Genomic DNA, 26,132 nt, shown 5'->3' with positions numbered 1-26,132 from the left:
CTTGAAACTGGCTATCATGCAACCTTACTATTTTCCATACCTCGGCTACTTCCAACTCATGGCCGCGGTCGACACGTTCGTCATCCTTGACGATGTCCAGTTCATTAAAGGGGGCTGGATCCATCGCAACACGATCCTGCTCGAGGGTAAAACGAAACCGATCCTCATGCCGGTCGAGCACATGTCCCAACTGCGTTTGATCAACGAGCATGACCGTGTGCTTGATTCGAAGCAGCGGCACTCCCAGTTACGTCTCATCCGTCACGCCTATCAGCGTGCGCCTCACTTTGACGACGTCATGCCGATGGTCGAGCGGATCATGAAAGACGAGGAGCGGAACGTCGCCGCTTACTTAGGGCGTCTCTTGAGTGAGGTGCGTGACTATGTGGGACTCGACACATCAATCGTCTATTCGTCGGAGCTCACGAACGACAAAACGACAAAACGCGAGCATCTCGTTTTATCAATCTGTGAACATTTAGATGCGGACCATTACATCAACGCGATCGGGGGCACGGCCTTATACGATAAAGCGATGTTCGCCGAATCCGGGGTCGAGCTCGACTTCATTAAGATGGACCCGGTCACATACCGGCAATTCAATGAACCGTTCACACCGAACTTGTCGATCATCGATGTGCTCATGTTCAACTCGAAACCGAAAGTCCGCGAGCTGCTGAACGCCTACACGCTAATTTGACTTTATAGAAGGAGAGGGACTAGATGAACTTACCGAAACACGATCTGTCGCCGCCGATCGCCGTGACACGTCCGGCGATGCCTGAGTTCGAGGCTTACGTTGAGATGATCCGACCGCTCTGGGACAGCCGCTGGCTCAGCAATCGCGGCGAACACGTCCGCGCACTCGAAGAAGAATTGACGGAAGTGCTCGGTACAGAGCACGTCTCGCTCCTGACGAACGGACATTTGGCGCTCGAGACGGCGATCGACGTCCTCGGCCTCTCGGGCGAGGTCATCACGACACCGTTCACGTTCGCCTCGACGACGCATGCGCTCGTCCGAAAAGGACTGACACCGGTCTTTTGTGACATCAATCCGCTCGACTATACGCTAGACGTCTCGCAGCTCGAGTCGCTCATCACCGACAAGACGTCGGCCATCCTTCCGGTGCACGTGTACGGCAACGTCTGCCACGTCGACGAGATCGACCGCATCGCCAAACGGCACGGGTTGAAAGTACTGTACGATGCGGCCCATGCGTTTGGGGTCACGCATCAAGGACGGAGCATCGCCACATATGGAGACATGAGCATGTTCAGTTTCCATGCGACGAAAGTATTCCATACGATCGAGGGCGGTGCGCTCGCCTACGATGAGACGAGTTACCGAGACGCCATCGAACAGGCCGTCAACTTTGGCATCACCGGACCCGAAGCGATCGAATCGGTCGGGGGCAACGCCAAGATGAACGAGTTCCAGGCGGCGATGGGACGCTGTAACTTGCCGCTGTTCGAGCACGACGTCATGAAACGGCGCGCTATCGTCGAACGCTATGACGAACGGCTCAGGGGAATCCCGACGATTCGCTTGAACCGCCGAGGCGACGACACCGTCTCAAACTACGCCTACTATCCGGTGCTGTTTAAAGGTGACCGGCGCCGCCGCGACGAGATGATGGCTTGGCTCGCCGAGCACGGCATCTTCGCCCGGAAGTACTTTTATCCGCTCGTCACCGATTTTAGTTGTTACGCGTTCGACGCCCGCGTGCCGAACGCGAAATATGTATCCGACCGCATCTTGACGCTGCCGCTCTATCCGGACATGACGCTCGAGATGGTCGACCGGATTTGCGACTTGATTATTGAAGGAGGGAACCGGACATGAAAGGAATCATTTTAGCAGGCGGTAATGGGACACGGCTCTATCCGATGACGAAAGCCGTCTCGAAACAGTTGCTCCCGATTTACGACAAGCCGCTCATCTACTATCCGATGTCTGTGCTCATGCTCGCTGGGATCCAAGACATTTTGCTCATCTCGACACCGAAAGACATCAATGGCTATGAGCGGTTGTTCGGGGATGGACATCAGCTCGGGTTGTCGATCACGTATAAAGTGCAAGACAAACCGGTCGGTCTCGCCGACGCCTTTATCCTCGGCGCGGACTTTATCGGTGACGACTCGGTCTGCCTCATCCTCGGCGATAACGTCTTTTATGGACAGGATTTGACGCAGTTCTTACGTGACGCGAAACAACGCGAGACGGGGGCTACCGTGTTCGGTTATCCGGTCAAGGACCCACGCGCGTTCGGTGTCGTCGAGTTCGACGATAATCGCCGCGTCATCTCGATCGAAGAGAAACCGGCGCAGCCGAAGTCGAACTATGCCGTGCCCGGTCTCTACTTCTATGATAACCGTGTCGTCGAGTACGCCAAACAAGTCCAGCCATCCCCGCGCGGCGAGCTCGAAATCACCTCGATCAACCAGATGTACCTCGAGGCCGGTGATTTGAACGTCGTCTTGTTCCGACGCGGGATGGCGTGGCTCGATACGGGGACGCCGGAAGGGATGATCAAGGCGTCGGTGTTCGTCCAGACGGTGCAGGAGCGGCAAGGTTACTATATCGCCTGTCTCGAGGAGATCGCCTGGCGCCGCGGGTTCATCACGTCGACCGAGCTCCGCGATATCGGCCAAACGTTAAAGATGACGGATTACGGGCAGTATATCCTATCACTTCTTGAAGAGGAGCGTGTCGAAGATGAAGACTTTACTCGTAACTGGCGGAGCCGGGTTCATCGGATCAAACTTCATAAAGATGCTTCTGGAAAACGAGCCGTGGCGTATCGTCAACCTTGACGCGCTCACGTACGCCGGTAACCTCGAGACGCTACAAGACATCGACGACCCGCGTTACGTGTTCGTCAAAGGTGACATCCGGGACCGCGAGACGGTCGAACGCGTGTTTGCGACGTATGACGTGACGCGCGTCATCCACTTCGCGGCCGAGTCGCACGTCGACCGGAGCATCGTCGAACCGGACGTGTTCTTGACGACGAACGTGCTCGGGACACAAATGCTGTTAGACGCGGCGAAGCGGTACTGGAATTTACGTCCTGATGATAAACACTCACGTGACTATTTGGAAGGCGTCAAATTCGTCCACGTCTCGACCGACGAGGTGTACGGGACGCTCGGGCCATACGGGCTCTTCACCGAGACGACCCCGCTCGCCCCGAACAGTCCGTACTCGGCCTCGAAAGCGAGCTCCGACCTCATCGTCCGAGCCTATCACGAGACGTACGGCCTCCCGGTCAATATTACGCGTTGCAGCAACAATTACGGACCATACCAATTCCCCGAGAAGCTGATCCCGCTCATGATCCAACGCGCCGAGCGCGGGGAGACGCTCCCGGTGTACGGTGACGGTCAACAGATCCGTGACTGGCTCCACGTCAAAGACCATTGCGTGGCGATTTGGACGGTCGCTGAGCGGGGACGCGACGGCGACGTGTATAATATCGGCGGCAACAATGAACAAGCGAACGTGACGATCGTCCGCTTAATTTTAGAATTGCTCGGTAAAGATGACTCCCAGATCACATTCGTCACCGACCGTCCCGGGCACGACCGCCGCTACGCGATCGACAACACGAAGATCACGACCGAGCTCGGATGGCGTCCGGCCTACACGTTCGACCAAGGCTTGCGGGAGACGGTCGACTGGTACGTCACGCATCCTGACTGGGTCGACCACATCGTTTCTGGGGATTATGCACACTACTACGACAAGATGTACGCGAAAGGGTGACGGGGAATGGCTGAGACGACGAAGACGACGAAGACGACGTACGAATGGACGAACCGACGCTTGCTGTTCAGTCCACAACGAGATACCGACATCGATTGGATGGATGCATTCGCGCAGGCACCGTCCGTGCTCGAGCGTGATACGTATTTGCGCATCTATTTCAGTTGCCGGCCGAAACCAATCGATGGCCGCTACGTCAGCTATAGCGCTTACGTCGACGTCGATAAACGAGACTTCTCGATTTTACGTGTGAGCGAACAGCCAGTGCTTGCGCTCGGGGAGCGGGGCACGTTCGACGAGTTCGGCATCTATCCGTTCTCGGCGATCGACGTCGGGGACGAGGTACACGCCTACTACGGGGGTTGGACACGTTGTACGTCGGTCCCGTTCAACGTCAATATCGGTAAAGCAGTGAGTCAAGACGGTGGCAAGACGTTCGAGCGGATCGGACCGGGACCGGTTTTGTCGTATACGCTCGATGAACCGTTCGTCTTGAGCGGGCCGAAAATCCGACGCTTTGGAGACATGTGGTACTTGTTTTACATCGCGGGCCGGGAGTGGCTCATGCACGAAGGTAAACCGGAACCGGTGTACAAGATCCGTCTCGCCACGTCAGCCGACGGCGTGAACTGGGTGAAACAAGAGCGCGACTTGATTGAGAGCATCATCCCGGACGAGGCACAGGCGAGCCCGGACGTGTTTTATGAGAACGGGTCGTACCATATGTTCTTCTGTTATCGCGACGCGACCGATTACCGGAAGAATCCCGAACGGACGTATCGGCTCGGCTATGCGTCGTCTCAGGACTTGTTGAACTGGACACGCGACGATGACGTCATGCGCTTCACCCGCTCAGACGTCGGGTTTGACGACGAGATGGTCGCCTATCCACACACGTTCGTCGTCGGCGGGAAGCGTTATCTGCTCTATCTCGGCAACGAGGTCGGACGGGCCGGTTTCGGCATCGCCGAGCGGAAGGAGGAAACGACATGAAGTGGCGGAAACTCGGGCATGTTTTCGATCCCAAGCCGCACGGCTTTTTCGGGGACTATTCAGCGTTCGCTCAATCACCGCAAGCACTCGTCTTCGACGACTTCGTCCGCATCTACTTCTCGACCCGGGAGCCGGATGCGGACGGGACGTTCAAGAGCCATATCCGTTACGTCGATATGACACCTTCGTTCGAAGTGATCGCCGTATCGCACGACCCGGTCATCCCGCTCGGAAAACTGGGCACGTTCGATGAGCACGGCATCTTCCCGTTCCACGTCACGCGGACGGACGCGGGCCTGTACGGATATACGAGCGGCTGGAGCCGACGCGAGTCGGTGTCGGTCGAGACGGGGATCGGCCTGTCGATCAGTCATGACGACGGGCATACGTTCGAGCGGCTCGGTGATGGGCCGGTGCTATCGGCGAGTGTCGATGAGCCGTTCCTCGTCGGGGACCCGTTCGTCTTCACGAAAGACAAGCTGTATATGTACTACATTTACGGTACGACGTGGCAGACGGGCCCGGACGGCGTCGCCGAACGGACGTACAAGATCGCGCTCGCGACGTCCGAGGACGGGCGCACGTTCACCCGGTACGGCCGCATCGTCGATGATGTGATTCCAGACGAGAGCCAGGCACTCCCGACCGTGTTCGAGGCGGGTGGCCGCTATCACATGGTGTTCTGTTTCCGTGACACGTTCGGCTTCCGGGACGACCCGACGCGCGGCTACCGGCTCGGTTACGCTTATTCCGACGACCTCATGCAGTGGACGCGCGACGACGCCTCGCTCGGTTTCGAGCGGAGCGACTCGGGGTGGGATTCAGCAATGGAGTGTTACCCGCACGTGTTCGAGATGAACGGGCGGCAGTATTTGCTGTATAACGGCAACGCCTTCGGACGCGACGGCTTCGGTGTCGCCGTCTTGGAGGACGTATGATCACGCTCGGCCGCGGGTCGGTCGCCGACTACGAGGCCCACCTCGAGGCGTGTGATGCCTTGTTCCCGACGGCACTGTCGGAGAGGATCGACTTGCACGAATATGCGCGCAAGCTGCATGACCGGGCGACATCGTTCGAACTGTGGGACGACGACCGGTTGATCGGCCTCCTCGCGGCCTACTTCGATACGGACGTCGCCTTCATCAGCCATATCTGCGTCTTGCCGGAGGCACCGAAAGGGAGCGGGCATGACTTGTTGGTCAGACTGTTCGATGAAGCGGCGCAGCAAGGTAAGCAGTTGATCCGGCTACACGTCGAGAAGACGAATGAGCACGCCATTTCATTTTATAGAAAGCATGGCTTCATCGGGACGGGACTAGCGGGGAACGATGTGATTATGGAGCGCGAAGCGTGAAGGTTCTGATTAGAATCGTAGCGCTTCTTTTTGTTTGGCCCGGGGAGTGTCAACAGAACGTCACTCGAGTTTTCATAGGAGGCGTGGTATAACAGATGTATGTGAATAAATGAACAGAAGGACAAATGGAGGATGAGCATGAAACGTTTACTATTGATTTTACTCGGTGTGACGATGTTGGCGGCTTGCGGGACAAGCGAGGCGGATGAACGGGGAGAGCAGTTTACATATACGAGGTATGAGCTCCCGCTCGAAGATAAGGTCGCGCTCGGCGAGACCGGAGATCACGAGATCGTCTTCGTCTTTGACTACAGTTGCCCATGGTGCAAAAAATGGATGGAGAGCGTCTTGCCGGAGATCGAGTCGCGGTGGATCGAGACGGGAGAGGCGACGTTCAAAGGACAGCCGCTCGTCTTGTTGAATGAGCAGTCGCAACTGCTCGCTAGTGTCGATGCGAATGCGGAACGAGTGATGCCGGAACGGTACTATGCGTTGCAACGCCACATCGGGCTCGACGCCGAGACGGTCTCGGACTTTGGTACGGAGGCGTACGTCCAACGGCTCGCGGAAACGTTCGATGTGGACGCGGAAGCTCTGCTCGCGCCGCAAGTCGACGCGGGGATTCAAAACGCACGGCTCTATACACGTGACCTCGGCGTCGAATACGTGCCGACCGTGTATGTGAACGGGATCAAGTTGCTCGACGCGTTCAGCTTAGAGGAGATGGAGCGGGTCATGTCTGGCGAGATTGAGGCGGGGGACCAAGTCGAGATGCCGAAAGAATGAACAAGCGACACCCTCATTTCTACTGGGTGTCGCTCTGTCCGCAGGCGATGCCGTCAAGATCGGTGTCAAACGACAGCAAATAGGCGTCGTGCTCGAGTGGGACACCGTCCGGGTAGACTGCGTTCAAATCGAGGCAGGAGCCGTACACCTCGAAGAACGCATCCGTCTCGTCGGTCGTGGCGACTGCGTCGTCTTGGAGGGCGGCTAGTTCACTTTCGAGTTGCTCGTTCAAGGCGTGCGCTTCCCGCAATTCGTCTTCGAGCGCGTACATCTCGGTCCGTTGCGTCTTAACGACTTCTTCTAGATCTAACACTTTTTGAAACAAGTTGTCTTTCATCGTGTCTTCGCGGGCGGCAAGGCGTGCCTCGAGTTTCTCGGTCACGTCCCGCTCGATTTGAATCGCTTGCCAGGCGAGGGCGTCGGCATGTTGTTCCTCGAGGGCGAGCAGGGATTCGTCATAGCTCGCCTCAATCTCAGCTAAGTCGGCGCTGACGTGCAGCTTGTCTTGTTCCAAGTTGTAATAGTAGACGCTCGAGCCGACGAGCAGTAAATATAAGACGGTCGCGAAGACTTGTAGTTTGATCGGCTCGACCGGATGTTCGGCGAACCAGATGAACACGAGGCTGAGCGTGCTCGCCACGCATGCGGCCGTGATGAACGTCATGATCGTCATAGACACCCCTCTTTTCCTAGACTCTCTTTGACTATTCCTGTTTCGACTCGAAAATGAAGCGACAACGCAAGCATACTTTCAAGAAATCGGATCGACAGCTAGATATTGAACCACATTTATCACAGCAAATGTTCACGTGTCATACATATCGAAAAAGCAGGAGTTTCGGCAGATTCGTGGAATAAGTGCAAAAAGAAAAAAAGCGTTCGACTGTCGTCAAACGCTCTTCTTGTCTTCAAGCTGTTGATTTTTACGCCATTTCCAAATCACAAGACCGAGGACGAGGAAAATCGGAGCGGCCACCCAAGGACGGGCTTCGAGAATCGCGACAATTTCAAAGATGGACAACCATCCGCTGATCATGACGAGGATGAGCAACAAGGTTCGCAGTCCCCCCCGGACCGGAAACCAGTAATAGATGAATAACGTGATCAAAAAGAAAGCGAGCAAGCCCATGCGGTTATTCCTTTCTAGCATCATTTTGACCAATTATAGCAGACAACATTGCGAGAGTGTTAGAGGCTTCCCTTTAAGACGACTTTTCGCTACAGTTGAAGATAGATTATTTAAGGAGGAACTAGCGTGAAATTTGGAATCATCGGCTTAGGATATGTCGGATTAGCCACCCTGTGTGGCCTTGCAAAAGCGGGACATGAAGTCATCGGTGTCGAGAAAGACCAACCGAGACTGCGCCGCCTCATGAGCGGCCACGCACCGTTTCACGAGCCGGGTATGTCGGAGGTGCTCCAAGACTATGCAGACTCGATCACACTTACGGATAACACCGCCGACACAAATGATGTCGATTACTTGTTCTTAGCTGTCGGTACGCCGAGCAAGGAAGATGGCAGCTGCGACATGACGTTCGTCGATGCGGCTTTGTCTGAAATCAACACGAAGCAAAAAATCGTCATCCGCAGCACTGTGCCACCGGGGACGACCGACTTACTTAGCATCATGTATCCATCCCACACGTTCGCAATCGTGCCGGAATTCTTACAAGAAGGGCGTGCGCTCGCCGACGTCCTCAAACCGCACCGCGTCGTCATCGGCAGCGGGAATCTTGAAATCAGCGAAGAACTCGCCGGTATTTATGGCCGTCTCGGTGTTCCGATTGTTTGCACGACACCGATCAACGCCGAACTGATCAAGTACGCTTCAAATGCGTTTCTCGCCACAAAAATCAGTTTCATGAACGACTTGTCACGCCTCGCGGATAAAGCAGGCGCCGACATCGCGACGATTGCCGACGGGATGGGGCTTGACCCGCGCATCGGACGTTCTTACTTAAACGCTGGTCTCGGTTACGGCGGCTCATGCTTCCCGAAAGATATGAACGCGCTCTTGAACGTCGCGGCCGAGAACGAACTCGACTTGCCGGTCATCCGTGCGGCGATCCAAGCGAACGATGAACAGATCGCCTATGTCGCGTCGAAGATCGAACACCGGTCTAACCTGCGCGTCGCTTTCCTCGGTCTCGCCTTTAAACCAGGGACGGACGATATGCGTGACGCACCGTCGATCACACTCGCCAATCACTTACGGTTACGTGAAGTCGAAGTCGTCGGCTACGATCCGCTCGCGAAGTGGGAGTACCGTCAAGCGTTGACACCGGAAGAAGCGCTTAAAGGAGCCGACGTGGCGATTCTTGTCACGGAATGGGACGAACTCGTCAACTTGAAGCCGGAAGCGTTCGCCGGGATGCGGACGAAACGGTTGATTGACGCACGGAACGCATGGAAGTATGCGCGCGACCCAGAAGACGTCGAGTACGAAGGCGTCGGCCGCATGCAGGGCAAGACGAACACACCGTCATCGAAATGAACCATTCATATTGCGCTCTCTTTTCATCGAAGGATGAGAAGAGGGTTTTTTTTGAACAAGTGAGGAATATTATTGTTTGTTATTTTATAATTTTGTAGTCGTCTACAAGAGGTGTTATAATTACGTTGAAAGAAGGTGGCATCATGAAATCAAATACAATCATCGTGAACAATATAAAATCAAGGCTACAAGATCATCAACAGTCGCATCAATGGTTAGCCCAGAAAATCGGGGTCAGCAAGGCATTGGTGGGTCATATGTTGAATGAGAGCCGTGTCATCCAACCACAACGTATTGTCGCTATTGCGAAGGCCTTAGGCGTATCGGTCAACGAGTTGACAACCGACGATTCGATGAAAGAAGAGCGCATGACGGTCGAGTTGCGAGGGACACTCTCGAAGCGACGGTCCAAAATGGAACTTGAACGTTTGAAATTTGCGGTGGAAGACTATGTTGGTCTCAAGAGTGAGCAGAGATGAAGCCGTCAACACGAATTGCTGAAGACACGGCAGAAGCGTTCGCAGCCGACTTCTTAGAGCAAGTCATTGATAGTCACGTCTTCATTGGCGCTTACATCGAACAGGTATTGGCCAAACGCGCGAACCTCATTTTTCAATATGTCGAGGACGACTCTTATTACGGTGTCGCTATCAAGCATATGTCAGGAGAAGAGTTCATCGCATTGAATTCTTACCAGCCGCTGCGTATGCGTTACTTTACAGCGGCCCATGAACTATGGCATTTGTCTGAAGCAAGCGAGTGGCAAGTCAACGGGTTCGATCACGAGCGGGCGGCCGACCGGTTCGCAGCTGCGATCATGTTGCCGAAGAGTACGACAAAAGAAGTCTGGGAGAAGCTTAAAGACGGCTATGATACGAAGTCCGCCATCATCTATTTGGCCGATATGGCCCAAGTGCCATACGTCTCGGTCGTCCGACGACTCCGAGAACTCAATTATCGATTCTCTGACTTGAGCGAACAGGAAGTCGATTGGCGCAAGGAACGGAATCGTCTCGGGATCGCTCCGAGCCCATTAGATCAAGCCCAACGCTTCGAGTCATTTCCAGCCTATGAACAAGTGGTCGTCAAAGCAGTAGAAGAAGAACGATTGACACGATTGAGCGCTGCGAACAAGCTCTCCGTCTATCGACCCGAGCTGGCTCGAGCGTTTCAAGAAGATGAGGTCAGTCGTCTACAAGAGGATGCCACCCATGATTAATGAACCGGTGTTCATCGATGCGAACATCATCATCCATGCGGCAAGTTTTCGACAAGCCGACGTCTTTGATTGGATCAACAGCCTGTATGGACAAGTTCTTATCCATGTTGAGGTATTGAATGAACTGAAGACATCTTCGGTTAGAGAAAAGGTCGACGCGTTCATCAATGAAGGGACTTGGGTGCTATTCGATCCTGAATCGGAAGCATCGATTGCGACAGATGAACTCTATGACCTTTATCTAGTTTATCTGACAGAAGTTCGTCTTGCGTTTCAACAACTGGATGAAAAGAAAATCAGAGAAGGTCGGCCACTCAAACATACGAGTGACTTGGGTGAAATCCATAGCCTTGCTGCTACGCGATTGATCAGCGTTGGCTTAATTTGTAGCGATGACGCGGACATTCGAGAAGTCATCACAGACGCTGAACTGTACATCGTAGATCTAGAGGAGAAAGAAACATTGATTCGTCAGCATACCCTCATTGATTTCTGTATACATTTAAAGCGATTTGAGGTCGTGAAAAGGAGCGAGGTTCGAAAGTTTTTCAAGACGATTCGTCCCCGTGATGTGAACTACTCACCACTTGTTTGCTTTGCAACTTGAAGTGGGAGCTTCTTGGGAAGACCGTGCTTTGACCAGCCACGGTTGTGGACCAAGCTCGTCGGGCAGTCCCTGCCCTGGAGTGTTTCAGTCGGCGAGCCTCAACAGGTTGAGGCTCGCGTTGACGTCGCGGTCGTGGTGCGTGCCGCATGCGGCGCATGTCCACTCGCGGACGTGCAGGTCCTTCTTGCCGCCGTTCTCGCCGCAGGCCGAACAGACCTGGGTCGAGGCGAACCACGGGTCGGCCTGGATCAGTGTCCGGCCGTAGAACCTGCATTTGTAGGCGAGCTGGCGGACGAACTCGCCCCATCCGGCGTCCCCGATCGACTTCGCCAGGCGGCGGTCCTGCATCATCTCCCTCGGCTTCAGCGTCTCGACCACGACGACTTGGTTCTCGTCGACGATGCGTCTAGACAGCTTGTGGAGGAAGTCGTGCCGTCGGTTCTTGACCTGCTCGTGTTTCTTCGCGAGGACGAGCCGGGCCTTCTCGCGGTTCTTGCTGCCGGGCTTCTTGCGGGAGAGCGCGCGCTGCGCCCGTTTGAGCCGCGCCTCGGCCTCGCGCAGGTTGCGCGGGTTCGGGACCTTCTCCGTCACGAGCGCGTCGTTCGTCATGACGGCGAAGTGCCCGAGGCCGAGGTCGATCCCGATTTTGTGCTCGGCGGGGACCCAGGGCTCGTCGGCCTGCTCGACGAGGAGCGACACGAAGAACTTGCCCGTCTTCGTCATCGACACGGTCGCCGACCGGATCTCGCCATCGAAGATTCGGTGCTGTGTGAAGCGGATGAATCCGACCTTCGGGAGCCGGACATGGTCCCCCTCGATGCGGATCGTGCCGTGCTGGTTGTTCGTCGTGTAGGAGGCGCGCGCCTTCCGTCTCGACTTGAACACCGGGAAGCCGGCCGTCCCGGCGAAGAACTTCGCGAACGCCGCGTCGAGGTGAAGCTTCGCGTTGGCGAGCGCGAGGCTGTCCGCCTCGGCGAGGAACGGGAACAGGGGCTTGTACGAGGCGGGTGTCGGGGGCTTCCGCTTCGGGCCGGTCCCAGCCCTCGACTCCTCGTGGAGGGTGATGCGGTCCTCGAGCAGCTTGTTGTAGACGAAGCGGGCGCAGCCGATCGTCCTGACGAGGAACTCGGCCTGTGCCGCCGTCGGGTAGATCCGGTACTTGTAACCCTTCAGCATGTCTGCGCCTCCTCTCGGCCGATGATCGTGATGAACGTCTTCCTCATCCGATACCCGCAGCGGGGGAAGGGAAATCTGACGGAATCACGAACTTCTGTTCGTCATATCTGTCACAGGGGTGGCCAAGAGGTTTATGTACGGGCGATTCATCTCCCACCTACGCTGGGCTTCGCCCCAGACGCTTAGAGGTGGGAGAATTCTCGCTTAATTATGTTAAATGTGCTCGATCAACACATTGATGAGATATGAATACGATGTTGCATCATCAAGACAAAAAAGTACCCAATATGCGTCGACTTATGACGCGGCTTGGGTACTTTTCTTCATGTCAGACATTATCCGATAGCTTGTTTCGCTCCCGAAGAACGGCGAGTACGAACTGTTCCTGTAGGCGGTTCTCGAACGTCTCTTTTTAGTTTAGCAGTCACATGTGGTCGATGCCCGAGGTGATGAGTGCGATGGCGTCGAGCGGTTCGGTGAAATAGTAGCCTTCCTCGATCATGCGCTTCAATCCCATCAGCGACAGGTCAGTTAGCGGTTCGTCTGTTCTTTTGTCGGACCCATGACACCGGGAACGTGTTGTCCGGCTTGGCGTAAAAGTACCGTCATCTGACCACGGTGATGCGTCTGATGGTCGATCATCATGCGGAGGACGGCACCGCGCGGCGTCATCTTCCCATGGACGTCGACTTCTTCTAGCAAATAGTCATCTGTAAAACCGTCAGCGGCGCTTGAGATTTCTTGCGCGTATCGTTCGTACTGGTCGGCAATCAGGCCCGCTTGATCGGGCTGGGTCAGGCTCTTCAAAGCTGAGAGACGGAAGCCGAGCAAGTTCGTGAAGTAGCCGAGCGCGGTCGTGACGTGCCAACCGATCCAACCGAGCGAGTTATGGTCGGGGACGATTTTTTGGCCGAGCGTGTCATCGGTCATGGCACGGAGCACGTCGAGCGTGCCGGTCGATGATTTTGTCCAATCCTGTTTGAAGTCGTTAGCGGTGCGGTACATAAACTAACCTCCTCCTGCGTATTCTACCGCTAGTATACGCATGCACCTTTCGTTCACGCACGTCTGATGATCCGATGAAACATTTCGGTCGATTTTCCCGTAGAATGAAGGAGATAGGAGGGACTCGTCCATGTGGATTCTTGTATTTGCAGCACTACTCATGTTTGTCCTCGGTTTTGCCGTCCACAAGTTAGGGTGGCATTTTCTCATCTCGGGCTATAACACGATGAACGAAGCAGACAAGGCACGCGTCGACATCAAACCGGTCGCGCGGTTGATCGGTATCATGTGTTACGGCATCGGCTTCATCTTTCTCATCGTCGGCCTCATTGATTGGTTCGGGCTCGTCGTCCCAATCGAGCCGCTCTTTATCGTGCTCATCCTGTTCATCGTCGTCATCCTTTGGCGCGCCCAAAAGTATGACGGGAATATTTTTGACGACACGGGACGGCTTCGTCCGGGCGGGAAGAAGAAACTCATCCCGATCGTCCTCGTCTCTGTGCTCTTGCTCACGGTCGTACCGGGGCTCCTGCTTTGGTTCTCTCAACCGACCGAAGTGACACTCACTAATACGGAACTCGTCATCGAAGGCAGTTACGGGCAGACCGTGCCATATGACGAGATTGAAGCTGTGACGATGTCGTATTTACCGCAAATCGACCGTCGAACGAACGGTGCTGCGATCGCTTCTCGTCTGACGGGGCATTTCCGGACGATGAGTGGGGAAGATGTGCTGTTGTTCATCGACCGTCGCATTGAAGCGGTCATCCGTATCGATTGGAGCGGTCAGCCGATTTACTTGAATCAGGAGTCATACGAAGCAACGGAACAGTTATATGAGGAGGTGATCACTCGATGAGTCCATGGTATGCGCGCAACATGCCGTTCTTTTTCCTGACGTTCTTTTTTCCACCGCTCGCGCTGCTCTTGCTCGTCTGGCAGTGGGATAAATTCACGATGGACCGGGGCGTCAAACTGTTTTTTGCGGTCGGGATGACGGTGTTCATCGTGTTCGGTCTATTGCCGCGCGGCACGCTTCCGGTCATCTTGCCGATCATTTTCGGGTTGATTGCCTTAAAGCTCGTGCTGAACGTGATCAGACGAAAAAAAGGCTGACGCGCTAGACGTCAGCCGATCGGGACGCTCACTCAGAGCGTCCCTTTTCTTCGTTCACCCAAGCCTCGAACGCGTCAGGTTTGAGCGCCGGGGCGTAGTAATAGCCTTGCCCGAGCTCGACCCCTTCGGCGATCATCCGTTCAAGGTCTTCCGTCGTCTCGATACCTTCGGCGAGGGACGTGAGCGCCTGCTCGCTCGCGAAGCGTGAGACGGCACGGAGGAATGATGTGCTATCTTTCGCTTTCCCGCTGACATACATCCGGTCAATCTTCACTTCTTGGATTGGCAAATGCCAAATCGCTTCGAACGAGGCATAGCCGGTGCCGAAGTCATCGATCGACAAACAGTAGCCGAGGTCGGCGATGTCCTCGAGCCGATCGAGCTCGTTCGCATGTGACATGATGTCGGCCGACTCGGTCAATTCGATTTTCAAGCGGTCCGGCAGCCACGGATACGTCTCGATCAAATCACGCAGCTTCGTGACAATCGACGGGTCGACCGAGTGGGCAGACAAGTTGTACGACAACGAGACGCCGGAGAATGACGTATCGCGCCAAGCGACGAGCTGGTTGATGACTTGGTCGAGGATCGAGTGTGACAACCATAAAATCTGGTCTGACCGTTCAGCGATCCGGATGAACTCGTTCGGCGGGACGTGACCGATATCCGGATGCTGCCAACGGGCGAGCGCCTCGGCCCCGACGACGCGTCCAGTCTTCAATTCGACTTGCGGCTGGTAGGCGACGGTGATGTGTCCTTGCTCGATCGCCTCGGGGAGTGCCTGTTCGATCAAGGCGGCCCACTGCAGCTGTGCGAGGATGCTCGCGTCATACCAGACGAACGGTGTCCGCGTCTCTTTGGCGTGTTGGAGTGCTCGCGTCGCCTCGAACAGACAGTCGGTATAGTTCGGCGTCGTGTGTGCCGCCCCGACTTGAACGTGGACGGTCTGCCGTTTTTGATTGATCAACAGTTCGGTCGGGAACAGCTCCATCAGCTCATGTTCGTCGAGCGTGCAGAACCCTTTGACGTACAACATGAGCGTGTCGTCACGATAGCGGCCGAACAAATGATGCGCATACTTCTCGAGTCGGTCCTCGACGTGACGGGCGAACTCGGTCATGAGCAGGTCAGCATAAATCGTATCGTACCAATCGACGAGATGATGGAAATCGTTCAACTTGATCAAGAGGAACGTTCCGTCGATGTCTTGTTTTTCCCACGCTCGGATAAAACCGTACTCGTTATACAGTTCGGTCGCGAGGTCGAATCGGACGAGGCGATCGACTTTCCGTTCACGCTCGACGCGCTCGGTCTCATCTTCGAGGATCAAATAGTACGTGAGCGTTCCCCCGCGCTTGAGCGGAATGATTTTCGCGTTCAAGAAACGGGCATGTTCTCCTTTTAAATGCAAAATGAATTGGGCGCTCGTCCCGTGCTCGGTCACACCTTCAAGTGCTTCCTGGAACAGGCGACGACCTGTGTTGGTGAATAGCTGGTTGATCTCGTACAAGTTCCGTGCGCCGAAGAACTGATCGAACACATCGTTCCGTTCGATGAAGTTATAGGCATCATCGATCAACGCGATGGCGAGACCGGTCTCTGAGAACAGGGACGACCAACGCTCGTGATAGCGAAGCAGGTCGTTCGATTGCGTCTCGAGCGTGTTGACGGTCGAATGGACGCTCACCGCAATCTCGCGGAGCTCGTCCTCGATGCCACGGAAGTCATGACTGGCCGGGAATGACGCCTCGACCGGTTCGGTGCTTGGGTCGATGGCGAGCGCACGGGCTTTCAAATGACTTAAATCATGGGCATACATTTTACGTGTACAGCAAAGTGCGACCAAGAGTCCGGTCGAAAGCAGCAGCGTCGCGAGCAAGACGAGGACGGCGAGCGTCCCATATCGGTTTCGTTCCTCTAGGAGCAATGACTCGGTCGACGAGCGGATGGTCTGGAGCACTTCATGCGAGTCTTCGTAAAACTTGGTCCCGTTGACGTAACGCGCCTCGAGCGTCGAGCCGGTCGAAGCCAGTCGTCCCAACGCTAGGGAGCTCTCCGTTAAATCAGCGGTCGATTTCGTTTGGAGAGTAGGATTCGTCGCGATAATCTCTTCAAGTAAACGCGCTTCAGTGGCGATGGAGGCGAGTTCGGCTTCTAATTTTTCTCGGTCCGGCGTCTCCGCCAGCAAGTTTGTCACGTTTTGGATGAACGTCATCTGCATCCGCATGACGGCATCGGTCAACTCGTAGGCCGTGTTCGCTTGGGCGGTCCGCTCTAAGCCTTGGTAGAGCCAACGCCGATCAATCGATTCGATGACGTCAAACGGGACGTTGTCGAATTCGCTCAACTCGCCGTCGAGCGTCTCTTCTAGTCGTTCAGAAAAAGCGAGGAGGGCATCCCGTTCGCGTTCGTGGACCCCGGTCTCGAAATCATCGAGCAGCTGGGTGTTATACTGGAGCGCGCGTTCGCGATAAGGCGAGGACAACAACGCTGTCGGCTGGCCCGAGTTCAGTTCGTACAGTTTCGCGGCCTGGTGGAGGACAAGGTAAGACTCGACGCCGGCAAGGTCGGATGCATGGTTCAAGTTCGTCACGGACTGATCGACGCTGACGTGTTTCTCTTTCCAGTAATAGCTTAATCCGAGACCGAATAACAACACACCGACGAGGCAGGCGACAGCAAGTACCATCGTATAGATCCGGTACGGAATTTTGGCGAATCGGTTGCTTCCCATCGTACACTCCCTTTCTACCTTTCCTATCTTATATCGCATTTCGAGTCTTTCAAGTGAAATCCTGCCAACTGAAAAAAAACCCGACAAAGGTCGGGTTTTCAAATGCGTCAAAGGTCACGGTCGCTTGTAGCCGATGAGGCGTGATTTCCAATATGGCTCTTTGCTGATTTGGTTGTAGCCGAGACCAAACGTCCCGGCGTGGATGAACGTATCGGCGTCGATCATGATGCCCATATGGGACGGACCGGCCGTATACGTGTTCTCGAAGAAGACGAGGTCGCCGGCCTGAGGCACGAACGATTTGTCGAGCTGCGGACCGAAGTAAGACCCGGCCCAATAGTTGGCGACATTCGTCCGCGGGATCGAGACACCTGCTTGGTTGAACGCGTAATAGATGATGCCTGAGCAGTCAAAGCCACCGTTGACCGGACTAGACGACGCCCAGATGTACGGCGTCCCGACGTATTTCTTAGCGACGGCGATCGTCGCGAGCCGGGTTGCTTGGGCGGTTTGCCCGTTGACTTGGGTGACGAACGCTTTGGCGACGAAACCTTGCGTCCCGTTCTCGTTGACACGGTAGTGTGTCGCCGTCTCGCCGACGACGTTCAACAGTCCGCCGCGGAGCGTCGACCCGACGACCTGGCTCGAATCGTTCGCTTGGGCGCGGATGGCGGCCGGACTTGCCGTATAGAACGTATGTGAGTCGAACGACCCGCTGACCCATGTCGGTGCCGTCGTTGAGCCTTTCGGTACTTCCTTGACGAACGAGGCTGCGACGAAGCCGGTCGTGTTACCGATATAAATCTGGTGCCAGCCGTTTGCCGTCTGGACGACGCGGAGCGTCTGACCGGCTTTGACGCTACCGACGATGGCGGAACTCGTCGACGCAGCAGCACGGACGTTCAAGGACGGGGTGTTGACGACGTAATCGACCGAAGTGTTCCCAGCCCCGGCGTCACCTAAGTTCGGTGCGACCGGTGCACTCGGTGCGGTCGTCGTCTGTTTCAAGTAGCCGGCACTGACGTAACCGCTCTTTCCGTTATACGTGACGTAGTACCAAGTGCCGCTCTGTTTCGTTGCTTGCACGGTCGCGCCGTTCGGGATTGTCGTGACGAGCGCGAAACCGATGCCTGCTCCTTTTCGCACGTTCAAGTTCGCCGTCGTGACGAACGATTGATTGACGCTCTCTTCTTTCGGCGCTGCCGGTGTCGCCGGCTGACTCGGTGAAGGTGTGGCAGGTTGACTTGGTGAAGGCGTCGCGGCGGCTTTCTTTAAGTATGTAGTGGCGACGAAGCCTGTCGTCGAACCGTACTTGATGTGCGACCACGAACCTTCGACTTTTAGGATCGTGACCGTTTTTCCTTTCGGGATCGTGACGAGTACGTTCGCCTTTGTCGATTTCGAAGCCCGGAGGTTCAAGTTGACGGTCGTCTGTGACGTCGATTGGGCGGTCGGGCTGACGGTGCTTGTCGCTGTTGATTTTGGTTTCGATGGTGCCACCGGCTTTGCTGTCGTTGCGGTGACAGTTAGAAAGTCGTTATGTACCCAGCCGGTCTTCCCGTTAAAGGTGACTTGCGACCACGCACCGCTTGTCTTGAGCGGTTTGAGCGTTTGACCTTTCGGGATGGTGAGCAAGACATTATGGCTCGTACCGGCACCGGCGCGAAGGTTCAATGCAGCGGTCGTCACTCGATTTTTGCTTACTGCCGTACTTGTTGTCGTGAGTACGGTCGGTGATCCGGCCAAGTGAAGCGTTTGTCCGATGGCGATTCGATCGGTCGTCAAGTTGTTCATCGACTTGAGTGTCGCGAGCGGGATGTGATGCTGTTGGCTAATCGACCAAAGCGTGTCACCGGCTCGGACGATGTGGGTGCTAGCGGCGGACGCTTCATCGGCCTGGGCGAGGACGCTTACGGCGGCGATTGCGGCGAATGAGTACATGAGGCCGGACTTGTGATCCATGGAGTCACTTCCTTTAAGGGTAATGGAGTCATTCATGACGGGTAACGATACACATTTATTGTACGGTGCCGAGAAACCGGGAAGCAATGGTGGAAAGGACTCATTCGAACGAGATTCCTTGAAAAGCAGGTCAATATTTTTTGATAGGTCTGTCGGATAGACGCCTCCTAAAAAGAGGGAAATTAAAAATTGACTTTCTGTTGAATTTTGGAAGGTCTCGTATTTGTGCTTCATGCTATCATTAAGGCAAAACTGTTTGAACGAGGGTAGGGGAATATGATCGAGGGGAACTTTTCAACACAAACATACCGTAAACATCAAGAGAAACTGTTCGAACTCGTACGGATGCCGGACGTGTCCGAAGCGACAGTCGAGCAGGCGATCAGCTACATGTGCGAAGTCGTCGCGGATATGCTCGAAGTCGACACCGTATCGATCTGGCATTTCGATGAGGCGCAACACTCGATCAGTTGTCAAGTCGCATATTCAAAAGATAAAGGCATCAGCAAGCCGGCATTAACGGTCTATCGTCAGGATGCACCGGTCTATTTTGATGCGCTCTGCACGAATCGTGTCCTCCTGTTTGAGAACGTCCGGACGCACGAATGGGTGAAAAATTTATATCAACAATACTTCGTCGAAGGACAGCGGGTTTACTCGATGCTTGACGCGCCGATCATTGCGGACGGACAAGCCCACGGTGTCATCTGCTGCGAGACGTACGAGCTTCGGAAGTGGACGTATGTCGAAGAGCTGATCGTGAGTACGCTCGCCGATTTTGTCGCTATTTTATATAGCCGGCTCGAACGTCAGTCGGTCGAACAACACATCGCCCGGCTCGCCTATACGGATGAATTGACAGGACTGATGAATAAGAATGCGTTCATCGAACGAGTCGACCGGATGCGGGAAGAAATCGATCATCACCTCGGGTCACTCATTTACGTGAGAATCGACGAGTTCCGCTCTGTCGAGGACGCGCTCGGGAGCGAGAAGGCCAATCAATTAATCCAGGAAATCGCAAATCGGCTCCGTCTCGTCGTCGATCCGTCGATGCTCGCCCGGAGTTCTCAATCAGGTTTCGTCGTATGGACACCGTACGGCGACCGGATCAAAGCGTACGGGATTGCCGACATGCTTTGTGAGACGGTGACGAACGAACCGTTTACCGTCGATGAACTGGATGTCGTCCTGACGATGAGTGCCTTTATCTCGATTGAGGATAAGGCGCGCTCGACGCTCGAGATGATTCACACGACACGGATCGCCGCTAGTCATCATCATGTCCAACGCGGTGGCATCATCTTCTATGAAGAGAAGATGAGCGAGAAGGCGACAGCCCGATTGACGCTCGAGATGAATTTGCGCAAAGGGCTCGCATTGAACGAGTTTGCGCTCTACTATCAGCCGAAAATTGACGGGTCGACCGGACAGCTCAACGGTTTTGAAGGGCTCATGCGTTGGATCCATCCGGAAAAGGGGCTGATTCCGCCGCTCGACTTTATCCCGCTCGCCGAGTCGACCGGTGTCATCATCGCCCTCGAGGAGTGGGCGCTCGAGGAGGCATGCCGCCAATTGAACGCCTGGCACGCCTCTGGCCGGACATATCACTTGGCGCTCAATTTGTCGGCCCGTCACTTCCTATCAGAAGGCGTTGTCGAGAAGTTCGCCCGTGTCGTTGAAAGAATGGGTGTCTGCCCGGACTATTTGACGTTTGAGATTACGGAGAGCGTCGGGATGGAGAATCAACAGCACGTCATCGAACGGTTCATCGCCTTCCGCAAGCAAGGTTTCTCGATTTCGATCGATGACTTCGGGACAGGTTTCTCGGCGTTCGTCTATTTAAAGCATTATCCGATCCATGAGATCAAAATCGACCGCCAGTTCATCCAAGCGACGGAGAACGACCCGACCGGAAACGTCATCGTCCAATCGATCATCGAGCTCGCCCGCGGCCTCGGTTTAAAGACCGTCTGCGAAGGCATCGAGACGACCGAGCAGCACGACGCGCTCCGTTTGCTCGGTTGTGATGAGATGCAAGGGTATTACTTCTCGCGTCCGCTCGCGATTGATGAGCTTGAGGTATGGATTGAAGCTTATAACAATGAAAACAAGGATTCGCTCCGTTGAGCGAATCCTTGTTTTCATTACGGCAGGTCAATCTGAATCGTCGTCCCGACACCGAGGTCACTCGTCACGGTGACCGTGCCCCCGTGTGCCTTGACGATGTCCCGGGAAATCGCCATCCCGAGCCCACTGCCGAGCGCGTCGGTCGTATTCGTCCCTCGGTAATAACGTTCGAAAATATACGGCAGATCGGCTTCATCAATGCCGTTCCCATCGTCTTGTACGATAATCGTCCCGCCTAGGACCGTGACATGTACCGTCACTGACTCGTCGTTATGGAGGAGGGCGTTATAGATGAAGTTGAGCAACGCCCGCTTCATGAAATGACGGTCGACGTCGCGTGACGCCGCGTCTGTGCTTGAGAACGTGATGTCGCGCGTCGCAAACCGCGGGTCGTTCAAGACGTCGATGACGAGCTCGCGGACGAACGGCTCGAGCCCGGTCGTCTCGCGGTTGAGCGGGAAATCACCGTGCTGCAGCCGCATCGTCAAGTTGAAGTCGTCGAGCAGTTCTTTCATATAGAGCGCTTGGCGTTCGATGACTTCAGCGTACTGGCGCCTTTCCGTCTCGTCGACTCCTGTATCCTCGAGCAGTTCGGCGTAGCCTTGGATCGAGGCGAGCGGTGTCTTCAAGTCATGGGAGACGTTGCTCATCCACTCTTTGCGGCGGCGCTCGAGTTGTTCCCGTTCTGACTCATATGTCGTCAGTGTCTGTGACACATCGTTCAAGTTGGCGAACACGGGTCGGTACATGCCGGGCCGTTTCGGTTCGACGGTCGAGAAATCGCGTGCTTTCAGTTGAGCGATCCGCTCGGTCAAACGATAGACAGGGCGTGTCAAAATCGAACTGAAGGCGAGCCCGATCAGTGCGGCGACAGCGAGGTCGACGATGAGCAGGATCAGTCCAGCTTTAGACAAATAAGCCAGGACAGACTGCGGATCGATCATCGTGACGAGCCGTCCCTCGGTCGCGTCGGGGAAACCGATGAGATAGCTGTAGTCCTCAAACTCTCCAATGAAGTAGAGGACGAGGTCGTCGTCTTTATACTTATAAATCTGGATCAGTTCGATTGGGGAGTAGGAATCGGGTGCGTCAACGGGCGCACCGACGTCGCTGACCACGTCACCTGAAGCATCGAGGATTTGGATGAACGCCCCGAACTCCTCAAGGGCGGTTATCCCGTCTTCGTTGACGACCGGTGCGCCGTCCTCGAGTGACATGTACTGGTTGAACGTGCGGGTGAACGTCTCTCCGGAGTTGCTCTCGACGTCATCAATCCCGGTCCGGTCGTTGACGAGCAACGTGACGAGAATGACGACGTTCAAGATGACGACGATGGCAACGATCGCAAGAATCGACACCAAGTAACGTCCGGTCAATTTCCATTTCAATTCAAACGCCCCCTATGCCTCAAACTTATAGCCGAGCCCTTTGACCGTCTTAATGTAGATCGGTTGTGACGGGTTCGGTTCGATTTTTTCGCGGAGCCGGCGCATGTGCACCATGACCGTATTGTCAGAGCCGTAAAAGTCCTCGCCCCAGACGCGGGTGAACAACGTTTCTTTACTGAGAATCCGGTTCGGATTACGCATGAAGCAGGCGAGCAGGCCGACTTCTTTCGCCGTTAATTCGAGCCGGACGCCGTCTTTGTACGCTTCTGTCTCGTCTACATTCAACCGGAACGGCCCGACGATTGTATCGACGGGTGCTGGTGCGTCGTACATCGAGACACGGCGAAGCTGCGCCTTGATGCGGAAGGCGACTTCTTTCGGACTGAACGGCTTCGTGATGTAATCGTCGCCGCCGATGGCGAGGCCGAGGATCTTGTCGATTTCGTCTGACTTCGCGGATAAGAACAAAATTGGAATGTTCGACGTGTCGCGGATTTGGCGGCACAGGTCATAGCCTTCACCGTCCGGCAACATGACGTCAAGGATGGCGATGTGCGGGGCGAACGTGTGGAACGTCTCCAAGCCGCTTTTGACGGTGTGGGCGGTCGCGATTTGTGTGAATCCTTCTCGCTCAAGCGCTTTTTGAATGAGTATACATAAGTCTTTTTCGTCGTCGACGATTAAAATACGTGGTTGGTCCAATGAAATCACCTCTTTTTGTAGCATATCATTTAAGGATTTCGTAAGGTACGCGTGATTTTCAGTTAAGGTGGCGCGTGTATCGTAGTGTTTAGAAAGAGGTGCTATTCATGGAATCATTATTACAAGTCAACGCAATCGAAAAAACATATGGGAAAGGCAACACAACGTTCAAGGCGCTCAACGATGTATCATTCACAATCGAACACGGCGAATTTGTCGGCATCATGGGACCATCTGGCGCCGGAAAGTCGACACTGTTGAACGTGCTCGCGACGATTGATACACCGACCGCGGGAGATATCCTCGTCGAAGGGAAAAACATCGCCAAGCTCGATGAGGAATCACTGTCGGACTTCCGACGCGACCACCTCGGTTTCATCTTTCAAGACTACAACTTGCTCGACTCGCTCACGGTCCGGGAGAACATCTTGCTGCCGCTCGCTGTCGCCAAGACACCGGTCCGCGAGACGCGCGACAAAGTCGATGCACTCGCCAATCGATTCGGCATCACGTCGATCCTCGACCAATATCCGTACGAGATCTCGGGCGGACAAAAACAGCGGACGGCCGTATGCCGGGCGCTCGTTGCCAATCCAAAACTTATCTTCGCCGATGAGCCGACCGGTGCGCTCGATTCAAAGTCGGCGACCGACCTGTTACAGACGCTCGCCGGGCTGAACGAGGCCGAGACGACGATCATGATGGTGACACACGATGCCTACGCCGCAAGCTTTTGTCGCCGTGTCCTCTATATTCAAGATGGAAAGCTATCGCGCGAACTGATTCGCGGCGCGAAGTCGCGCGACGTGTTTTATCAAGCGATTTTGGACGAGCTCGCAAAAGGCGGTGCGACCGATGACGTTATTTGATTTGGCGAAGAAGAACGTCGCCCGCAATCTATCGCGGTACGCGCTCTACGTCGGGACGACGATCTTCTCGATCATCATCTACATGACGTTCGCGACGCTCAAACATAGCGGGGAGATCAGTGCCCTCGCCGAGACGTCCGGACAGATCAGCGGTCTCATGAACGCTTCGACGTTCATTCTGCTCATCTTCGTCGCGCTGTTTATCGCTTACTCGAACGCCTTCTTCTTGAAAGGACGTAAGCGGGAGGTCGGACTGTATTCTCTTCTCGGGGTACGGAAAAAGCAGATTGGTCTCATCCTGTTGTTTGAGAACCTCGTCATCGGTGCGGTATCGCTCGTGATCGGGATCGGGCTCGGTTTGATTGGGTCGAACGTTTTGTTGCAGCTGCTGCTCAACTTGATGAACAGTGGCTTGTCAATCGGGTTCACGGTCTCGACCTCGGCGCTCGTCGAGACGACGCTCGTCTTCCTCGCCATCTTTTTATTCACATCGTTCCAAGGTTACCGGGTCATCTATCGCTTCAAGTTAATCGAACTGTTCCATGCCGACAAACAAGGCGAGGACGTGCCGAAGGCGAGCTCGCTCATGGCGCTCATCGGAGTCCTCACCCTCGGGACGGCTTACACGCTCGCGCTGCAAGACCTCGCGACGTCACCGCTTTGGGGTTATCTTGCGGCGGCGATGCCGCTCCTCATCATCGGTCTTACGGTCATCGGTTCCGGTCTTTTGTTCCATAGCGTCCTCATCTTTATCCTCGCCCGCCTAAAAGCAAACCAGCGTTGGGCGTGGCGCCGGCTCAACTTATTGACGACGTCACAACTGTTGTACCGGATTCGGGGCAATGCGAAGACGTTGACGCTTATCAGTATCATCAGTGCGACGGCGATCACGGCCGGCGGGGCCATCTTTAGCGTTTACTATTACGCGGAGCAACAAGTCACTTCGTACGCTCCATATACGTTCGCTTGGCAAGGCGATAAACAAGACATTGACGCCGACGTGTTGGCTGAGACGACCGTCATGCAAAAGACGGTTCGTGTCGCTGGTGAAATGGGAGAGCGGGAATATGGAGTCATCGACGAGACGACGTTCCAACGACTCGCCTCAGGCTTAGGATGGGTTGAGCCGAAACCGCTTCAAGAGAAAGACGTCTTCTTGATTGATCCGTTTTATGATGAACGGTTCTCGGAAGATGTGAACGATGTGACGCTAAACGGGGCGACGTACGCAGTCGCATCACGCTATGACGAGACACCGCTCAACGTCATGACGTTTGGCGGACTGTTGCTGGTCACACCGGATGACGTCTTCAAGACATTGTCAGAAGAAGAGACGATGTATCAAGTCGCGTCCGTCGCTGATTATAAAGAACAGACCGCCTTGTCAGACCGCTTGTCGACAGCAGATAACTTCTCGAGTGCGACAGCGTTATACGCTGAGACGATGGCCATGCACGGAGCGCTCTTGTTCGTCGGTAGCTTTCTCGGACTCGTCTTCCTCGTCGCAACGGGCAGCATCATCTACTTCAAGACGATGACCGAGGCTGAGGAAGACCGTTCGAAGTACGCGGTACTACGAAAAGTTGGGATATCGAAGCGGGACATTAAACGCACAATCCGTCAACAAATCGCAGTCGTGTTCCTCGCACCATTCTCGTTAGGGATTTTGCATGCCTCGGTCGCGCTCTTCGCGTTCTCGCGCTTGCTCGTCATGGACTTCACGGTACCGGTGCTCGTCTGGATGGCGGTCTATTCTGCCATTTATGCGCTGTATTACGTGTTGACGGTTCGACAGTTTACGAAATACGTTATCTGAAGGAGAGAAT

The 26,132-nt window shown here is 55.0% G+C and carries 25 protein-coding genes; 17 read left to right on the top strand and 8 right to left on the bottom strand.

The features are described 5' to 3' along the window. Position 1: 1 nt before the first annotated feature. The 8 genes from EVJ20_RS07985 (at position 2) to EVJ20_RS07950 (ending at position 6,901) form a co-directional block, all read left to right on the top strand. The gene (locus EVJ20_RS07985; RefSeq protein ID WP_236636308.1) at positions 2 to 700 is read left to right on the top strand and encodes a WbqC family protein; all 699 of its coding nucleotides are present in this window, start codon (positions 2 to 4) and stop codon (positions 698 to 700) included. A gap of 23 nt (positions 701 to 723) precedes the next feature. Beyond that, positions 724 to 1,845 (top strand): DegT/DnrJ/EryC1/StrS family aminotransferase, encoded by a 1,122-nt coding sequence (locus tag EVJ20_RS07980; RefSeq protein ID WP_131507791.1) that lies wholly within the window; start codon positions 724 to 726, stop codon positions 1,843 to 1,845. Then, positions 1,842 to 2,816 carry a glucose-1-phosphate thymidylyltransferase RfbA gene (gene rfbA, locus EVJ20_RS07975; protein ID WP_131464301.1) on the top strand — a complete coding sequence of 325 codons (975 nt, stop codon included), beginning with the start codon at positions 1,842 to 1,844 and terminating at the stop codon, positions 2,814 to 2,816. Before EVJ20_RS07980 ends, rfbA begins: the two co-directional genes overlap by 4 nt. Further along, positions 2,719 to 3,768: a dTDP-glucose 4,6-dehydratase gene (rfbB, locus tag EVJ20_RS07970; protein ID WP_131507789.1), complete on the top strand. Its 1,050-nt coding sequence runs from the start codon at positions 2,719 to 2,721 to the stop codon at positions 3,766 to 3,768. The genes rfbA and rfbB overlap by 98 nt, the downstream gene beginning before the upstream one ends. A gap of 6 nt (positions 3,769 to 3,774) precedes the next feature. Continuing rightward, positions 3,775 to 4,761, top strand: coding sequence for a glycosylase (locus tag EVJ20_RS07965; protein ID WP_131507787.1), 987 nt, complete (start codon positions 3,775 to 3,777; stop codon positions 4,759 to 4,761). Next, positions 4,758 to 5,699: a hypothetical protein gene (locus EVJ20_RS07960; RefSeq protein WP_131507785.1), complete on the top strand. Its 942-nt coding sequence runs from the start codon at positions 4,758 to 4,760 to the stop codon at positions 5,697 to 5,699. The genes EVJ20_RS07965 and EVJ20_RS07960 overlap by 4 nt, the downstream gene beginning before the upstream one ends. Beyond that, the gene (locus tag EVJ20_RS07955; protein WP_131507783.1) at positions 5,696 to 6,115 is read left to right on the top strand and encodes a GNAT family N-acetyltransferase; all 420 of its coding nucleotides are present in this window, start codon (positions 5,696 to 5,698) and stop codon (positions 6,113 to 6,115) included. Before EVJ20_RS07960 ends, EVJ20_RS07955 begins: the two co-directional genes overlap by 4 nt. A 138-nt stretch (positions 6,116 to 6,253) precedes the next feature. Then, on the top strand, positions 6,254 to 6,901 hold the full coding sequence (locus EVJ20_RS07950) for a thioredoxin domain-containing protein (RefSeq protein WP_161568100.1): 648 nt from the start codon (positions 6,254 to 6,256) through the stop codon (positions 6,899 to 6,901). Positions 6,902 to 6,920: 19 nt separating this feature from the next. On the opposite strand, the gene EVJ20_RS07945 is transcribed toward EVJ20_RS07950, so the two are convergent. Together EVJ20_RS07945 and EVJ20_RS07940 are read right to left on the bottom strand one after the other, a co-directional pair. Next, the gene (locus EVJ20_RS07945; protein ID WP_131507779.1) at positions 6,921 to 7,574 is read right to left on the bottom strand and encodes a hypothetical protein; all 654 of its coding nucleotides are present in this window, start codon (positions 7,572 to 7,574) and stop codon (positions 6,921 to 6,923) included. 216 nt (positions 7,575 to 7,790) lie between these two features. Further along, the gene (locus EVJ20_RS07940) at positions 7,791 to 8,030 is read right to left on the bottom strand and encodes a hypothetical protein (protein WP_070328462.1); all 240 of its coding nucleotides are present in this window, start codon (positions 8,028 to 8,030) and stop codon (positions 7,791 to 7,793) included. Between the two features lie 126 nt (positions 8,031 to 8,156). On the opposite strand from EVJ20_RS07940, the gene EVJ20_RS07935 reads away from it, so the two are divergent. The 4 genes from EVJ20_RS07935 (at position 8,157) to EVJ20_RS07920 (ending at position 11,224) form a co-directional block, all read left to right on the top strand. After that, positions 8,157 to 9,398, top strand: a complete 1,242-nt coding sequence (locus EVJ20_RS07935) for a UDP-glucose dehydrogenase family protein (RefSeq protein WP_131507777.1) — start codon at positions 8,157 to 8,159, stop codon at positions 9,396 to 9,398. A 143-nt stretch (positions 9,399 to 9,541) separates the two neighbouring features. Continuing rightward, the gene (locus tag EVJ20_RS07930; protein WP_131507775.1) at positions 9,542 to 9,877 is read left to right on the top strand and encodes a helix-turn-helix domain-containing protein; all 336 of its coding nucleotides are present in this window, start codon (positions 9,542 to 9,544) and stop codon (positions 9,875 to 9,877) included. After that, the gene (locus EVJ20_RS07925; RefSeq protein WP_131507773.1) at positions 9,874 to 10,617 is read left to right on the top strand and encodes an ImmA/IrrE family metallo-endopeptidase; all 744 of its coding nucleotides are present in this window, start codon (positions 9,874 to 9,876) and stop codon (positions 10,615 to 10,617) included. The genes EVJ20_RS07930 and EVJ20_RS07925 overlap by 4 nt, the downstream gene beginning before the upstream one ends. Continuing rightward, positions 10,610 to 11,224, top strand: coding sequence for a hypothetical protein (locus EVJ20_RS07920; protein WP_131507771.1), 615 nt, complete (start codon positions 10,610 to 10,612; stop codon positions 11,222 to 11,224). The genes EVJ20_RS07925 and EVJ20_RS07920 overlap by 8 nt, the downstream gene beginning before the upstream one ends. 84 nt (positions 11,225 to 11,308) lie before the next feature. On the opposite strand, the gene EVJ20_RS07915 is transcribed toward EVJ20_RS07920, so the two are convergent. Both EVJ20_RS07915 and EVJ20_RS07910 read right to left on the bottom strand, forming a co-directional pair. Next, positions 11,309 to 12,400, bottom strand: coding sequence for an RNA-guided endonuclease TnpB family protein (locus EVJ20_RS07915; RefSeq protein ID WP_131507769.1), 1,092 nt, complete (start codon positions 12,398 to 12,400; stop codon positions 11,309 to 11,311). A gap of 531 nt (positions 12,401 to 12,931) precedes the next feature. Continuing rightward, positions 12,932 to 13,405, bottom strand: a complete 474-nt coding sequence (locus EVJ20_RS07910; protein ID WP_131507767.1) for a DinB family protein — start codon at positions 13,403 to 13,405, stop codon at positions 12,932 to 12,934. Positions 13,406 to 13,535: 130 nt separating this feature from the next. On the opposite strand from EVJ20_RS07910, the gene EVJ20_RS07905 reads away from it, so the two are divergent. Then, positions 13,536 to 14,264, top strand: a complete 729-nt coding sequence (locus EVJ20_RS07905; RefSeq protein WP_131507765.1) for a DUF3784 domain-containing protein — start codon at positions 13,536 to 13,538, stop codon at positions 14,262 to 14,264. Continuing rightward, positions 14,261 to 14,521, top strand: a complete 261-nt coding sequence (locus tag EVJ20_RS07900) for a hypothetical protein (RefSeq protein ID WP_131507763.1) — start codon at positions 14,261 to 14,263, stop codon at positions 14,519 to 14,521. Before EVJ20_RS07905 ends, EVJ20_RS07900 begins: the two co-directional genes overlap by 4 nt. 28 nt (positions 14,522 to 14,549) lie before the next feature. Here EVJ20_RS07900 and EVJ20_RS07895 read toward each other — a convergent pair whose 3' ends face one another. Next, complete coding sequence (locus EVJ20_RS07895) at positions 14,550 to 17,255, bottom strand: EAL domain-containing protein (RefSeq protein WP_131507761.1); 2,706 nt, start codon at positions 17,253 to 17,255, stop codon at positions 14,550 to 14,552. 114 nt (positions 17,256 to 17,369) lie between these two features. Beyond that, entirely contained in the window at positions 17,370 to 19,217 is a 1,848-nt protein-coding gene (locus EVJ20_RS07890) for an SH3 domain-containing protein (RefSeq protein WP_236636306.1), read from the bottom strand. 276 nt (positions 19,218 to 19,493) lie between these two features. Here EVJ20_RS07890 and EVJ20_RS07885 point away from each other — a divergent pair, with 276 nt between their 5' ends. Beyond that, positions 19,494 to 21,347 (top strand): sensor domain-containing phosphodiesterase, encoded by a 1,854-nt coding sequence (locus EVJ20_RS07885; protein ID WP_131507759.1) that lies wholly within the window; start codon positions 19,494 to 19,496, stop codon positions 21,345 to 21,347. A gap of 17 nt (positions 21,348 to 21,364) precedes the next feature. On the opposite strand, the gene EVJ20_RS07880 is transcribed toward EVJ20_RS07885, so the two are convergent. Further along, entirely contained in the window at positions 21,365 to 22,735 is a 1,371-nt protein-coding gene (locus tag EVJ20_RS07880) for a HAMP domain-containing sensor histidine kinase (RefSeq protein WP_131507757.1), read from the bottom strand. Between the two features lie 12 nt (positions 22,736 to 22,747). Continuing rightward, positions 22,748 to 23,437, bottom strand: a complete 690-nt coding sequence (locus EVJ20_RS07875; protein WP_083274082.1) for a response regulator transcription factor — start codon at positions 23,435 to 23,437, stop codon at positions 22,748 to 22,750. 107 nt (positions 23,438 to 23,544) lie between these two features. On the opposite strand from EVJ20_RS07875, the gene EVJ20_RS07870 reads away from it, so the two are divergent. Together EVJ20_RS07870 and EVJ20_RS07865 are read left to right on the top strand one after the other, a co-directional pair. After that, a complete protein-coding gene (locus tag EVJ20_RS07870; protein ID WP_131507755.1) occupies positions 23,545 to 24,306 on the top strand; it encodes an ABC transporter ATP-binding protein in 762 nt (253 codons plus the stop codon). Continuing rightward, positions 24,293 to 26,122 (top strand): FtsX-like permease family protein, encoded by a 1,830-nt coding sequence (locus tag EVJ20_RS07865; RefSeq protein ID WP_131507753.1) that lies wholly within the window; start codon positions 24,293 to 24,295, stop codon positions 26,120 to 26,122. Before EVJ20_RS07870 ends, EVJ20_RS07865 begins: the two co-directional genes overlap by 14 nt. Positions 26,123 to 26,132 lie beyond the last annotated feature (10 nt).

This window comes from Exiguobacterium sp. SH0S1, assembly GCF_004337165.1.
In the GTDB taxonomy this organism is placed as follows: domain Bacteria; phylum Bacillota; class Bacilli; order Exiguobacteriales; family Exiguobacteriaceae; genus Exiguobacterium; species Exiguobacterium aurantiacum_A.
Note: the sequence above shows the minus strand (reverse complement) of the source record. Positions and strands in the feature narration are given on the sequence as shown.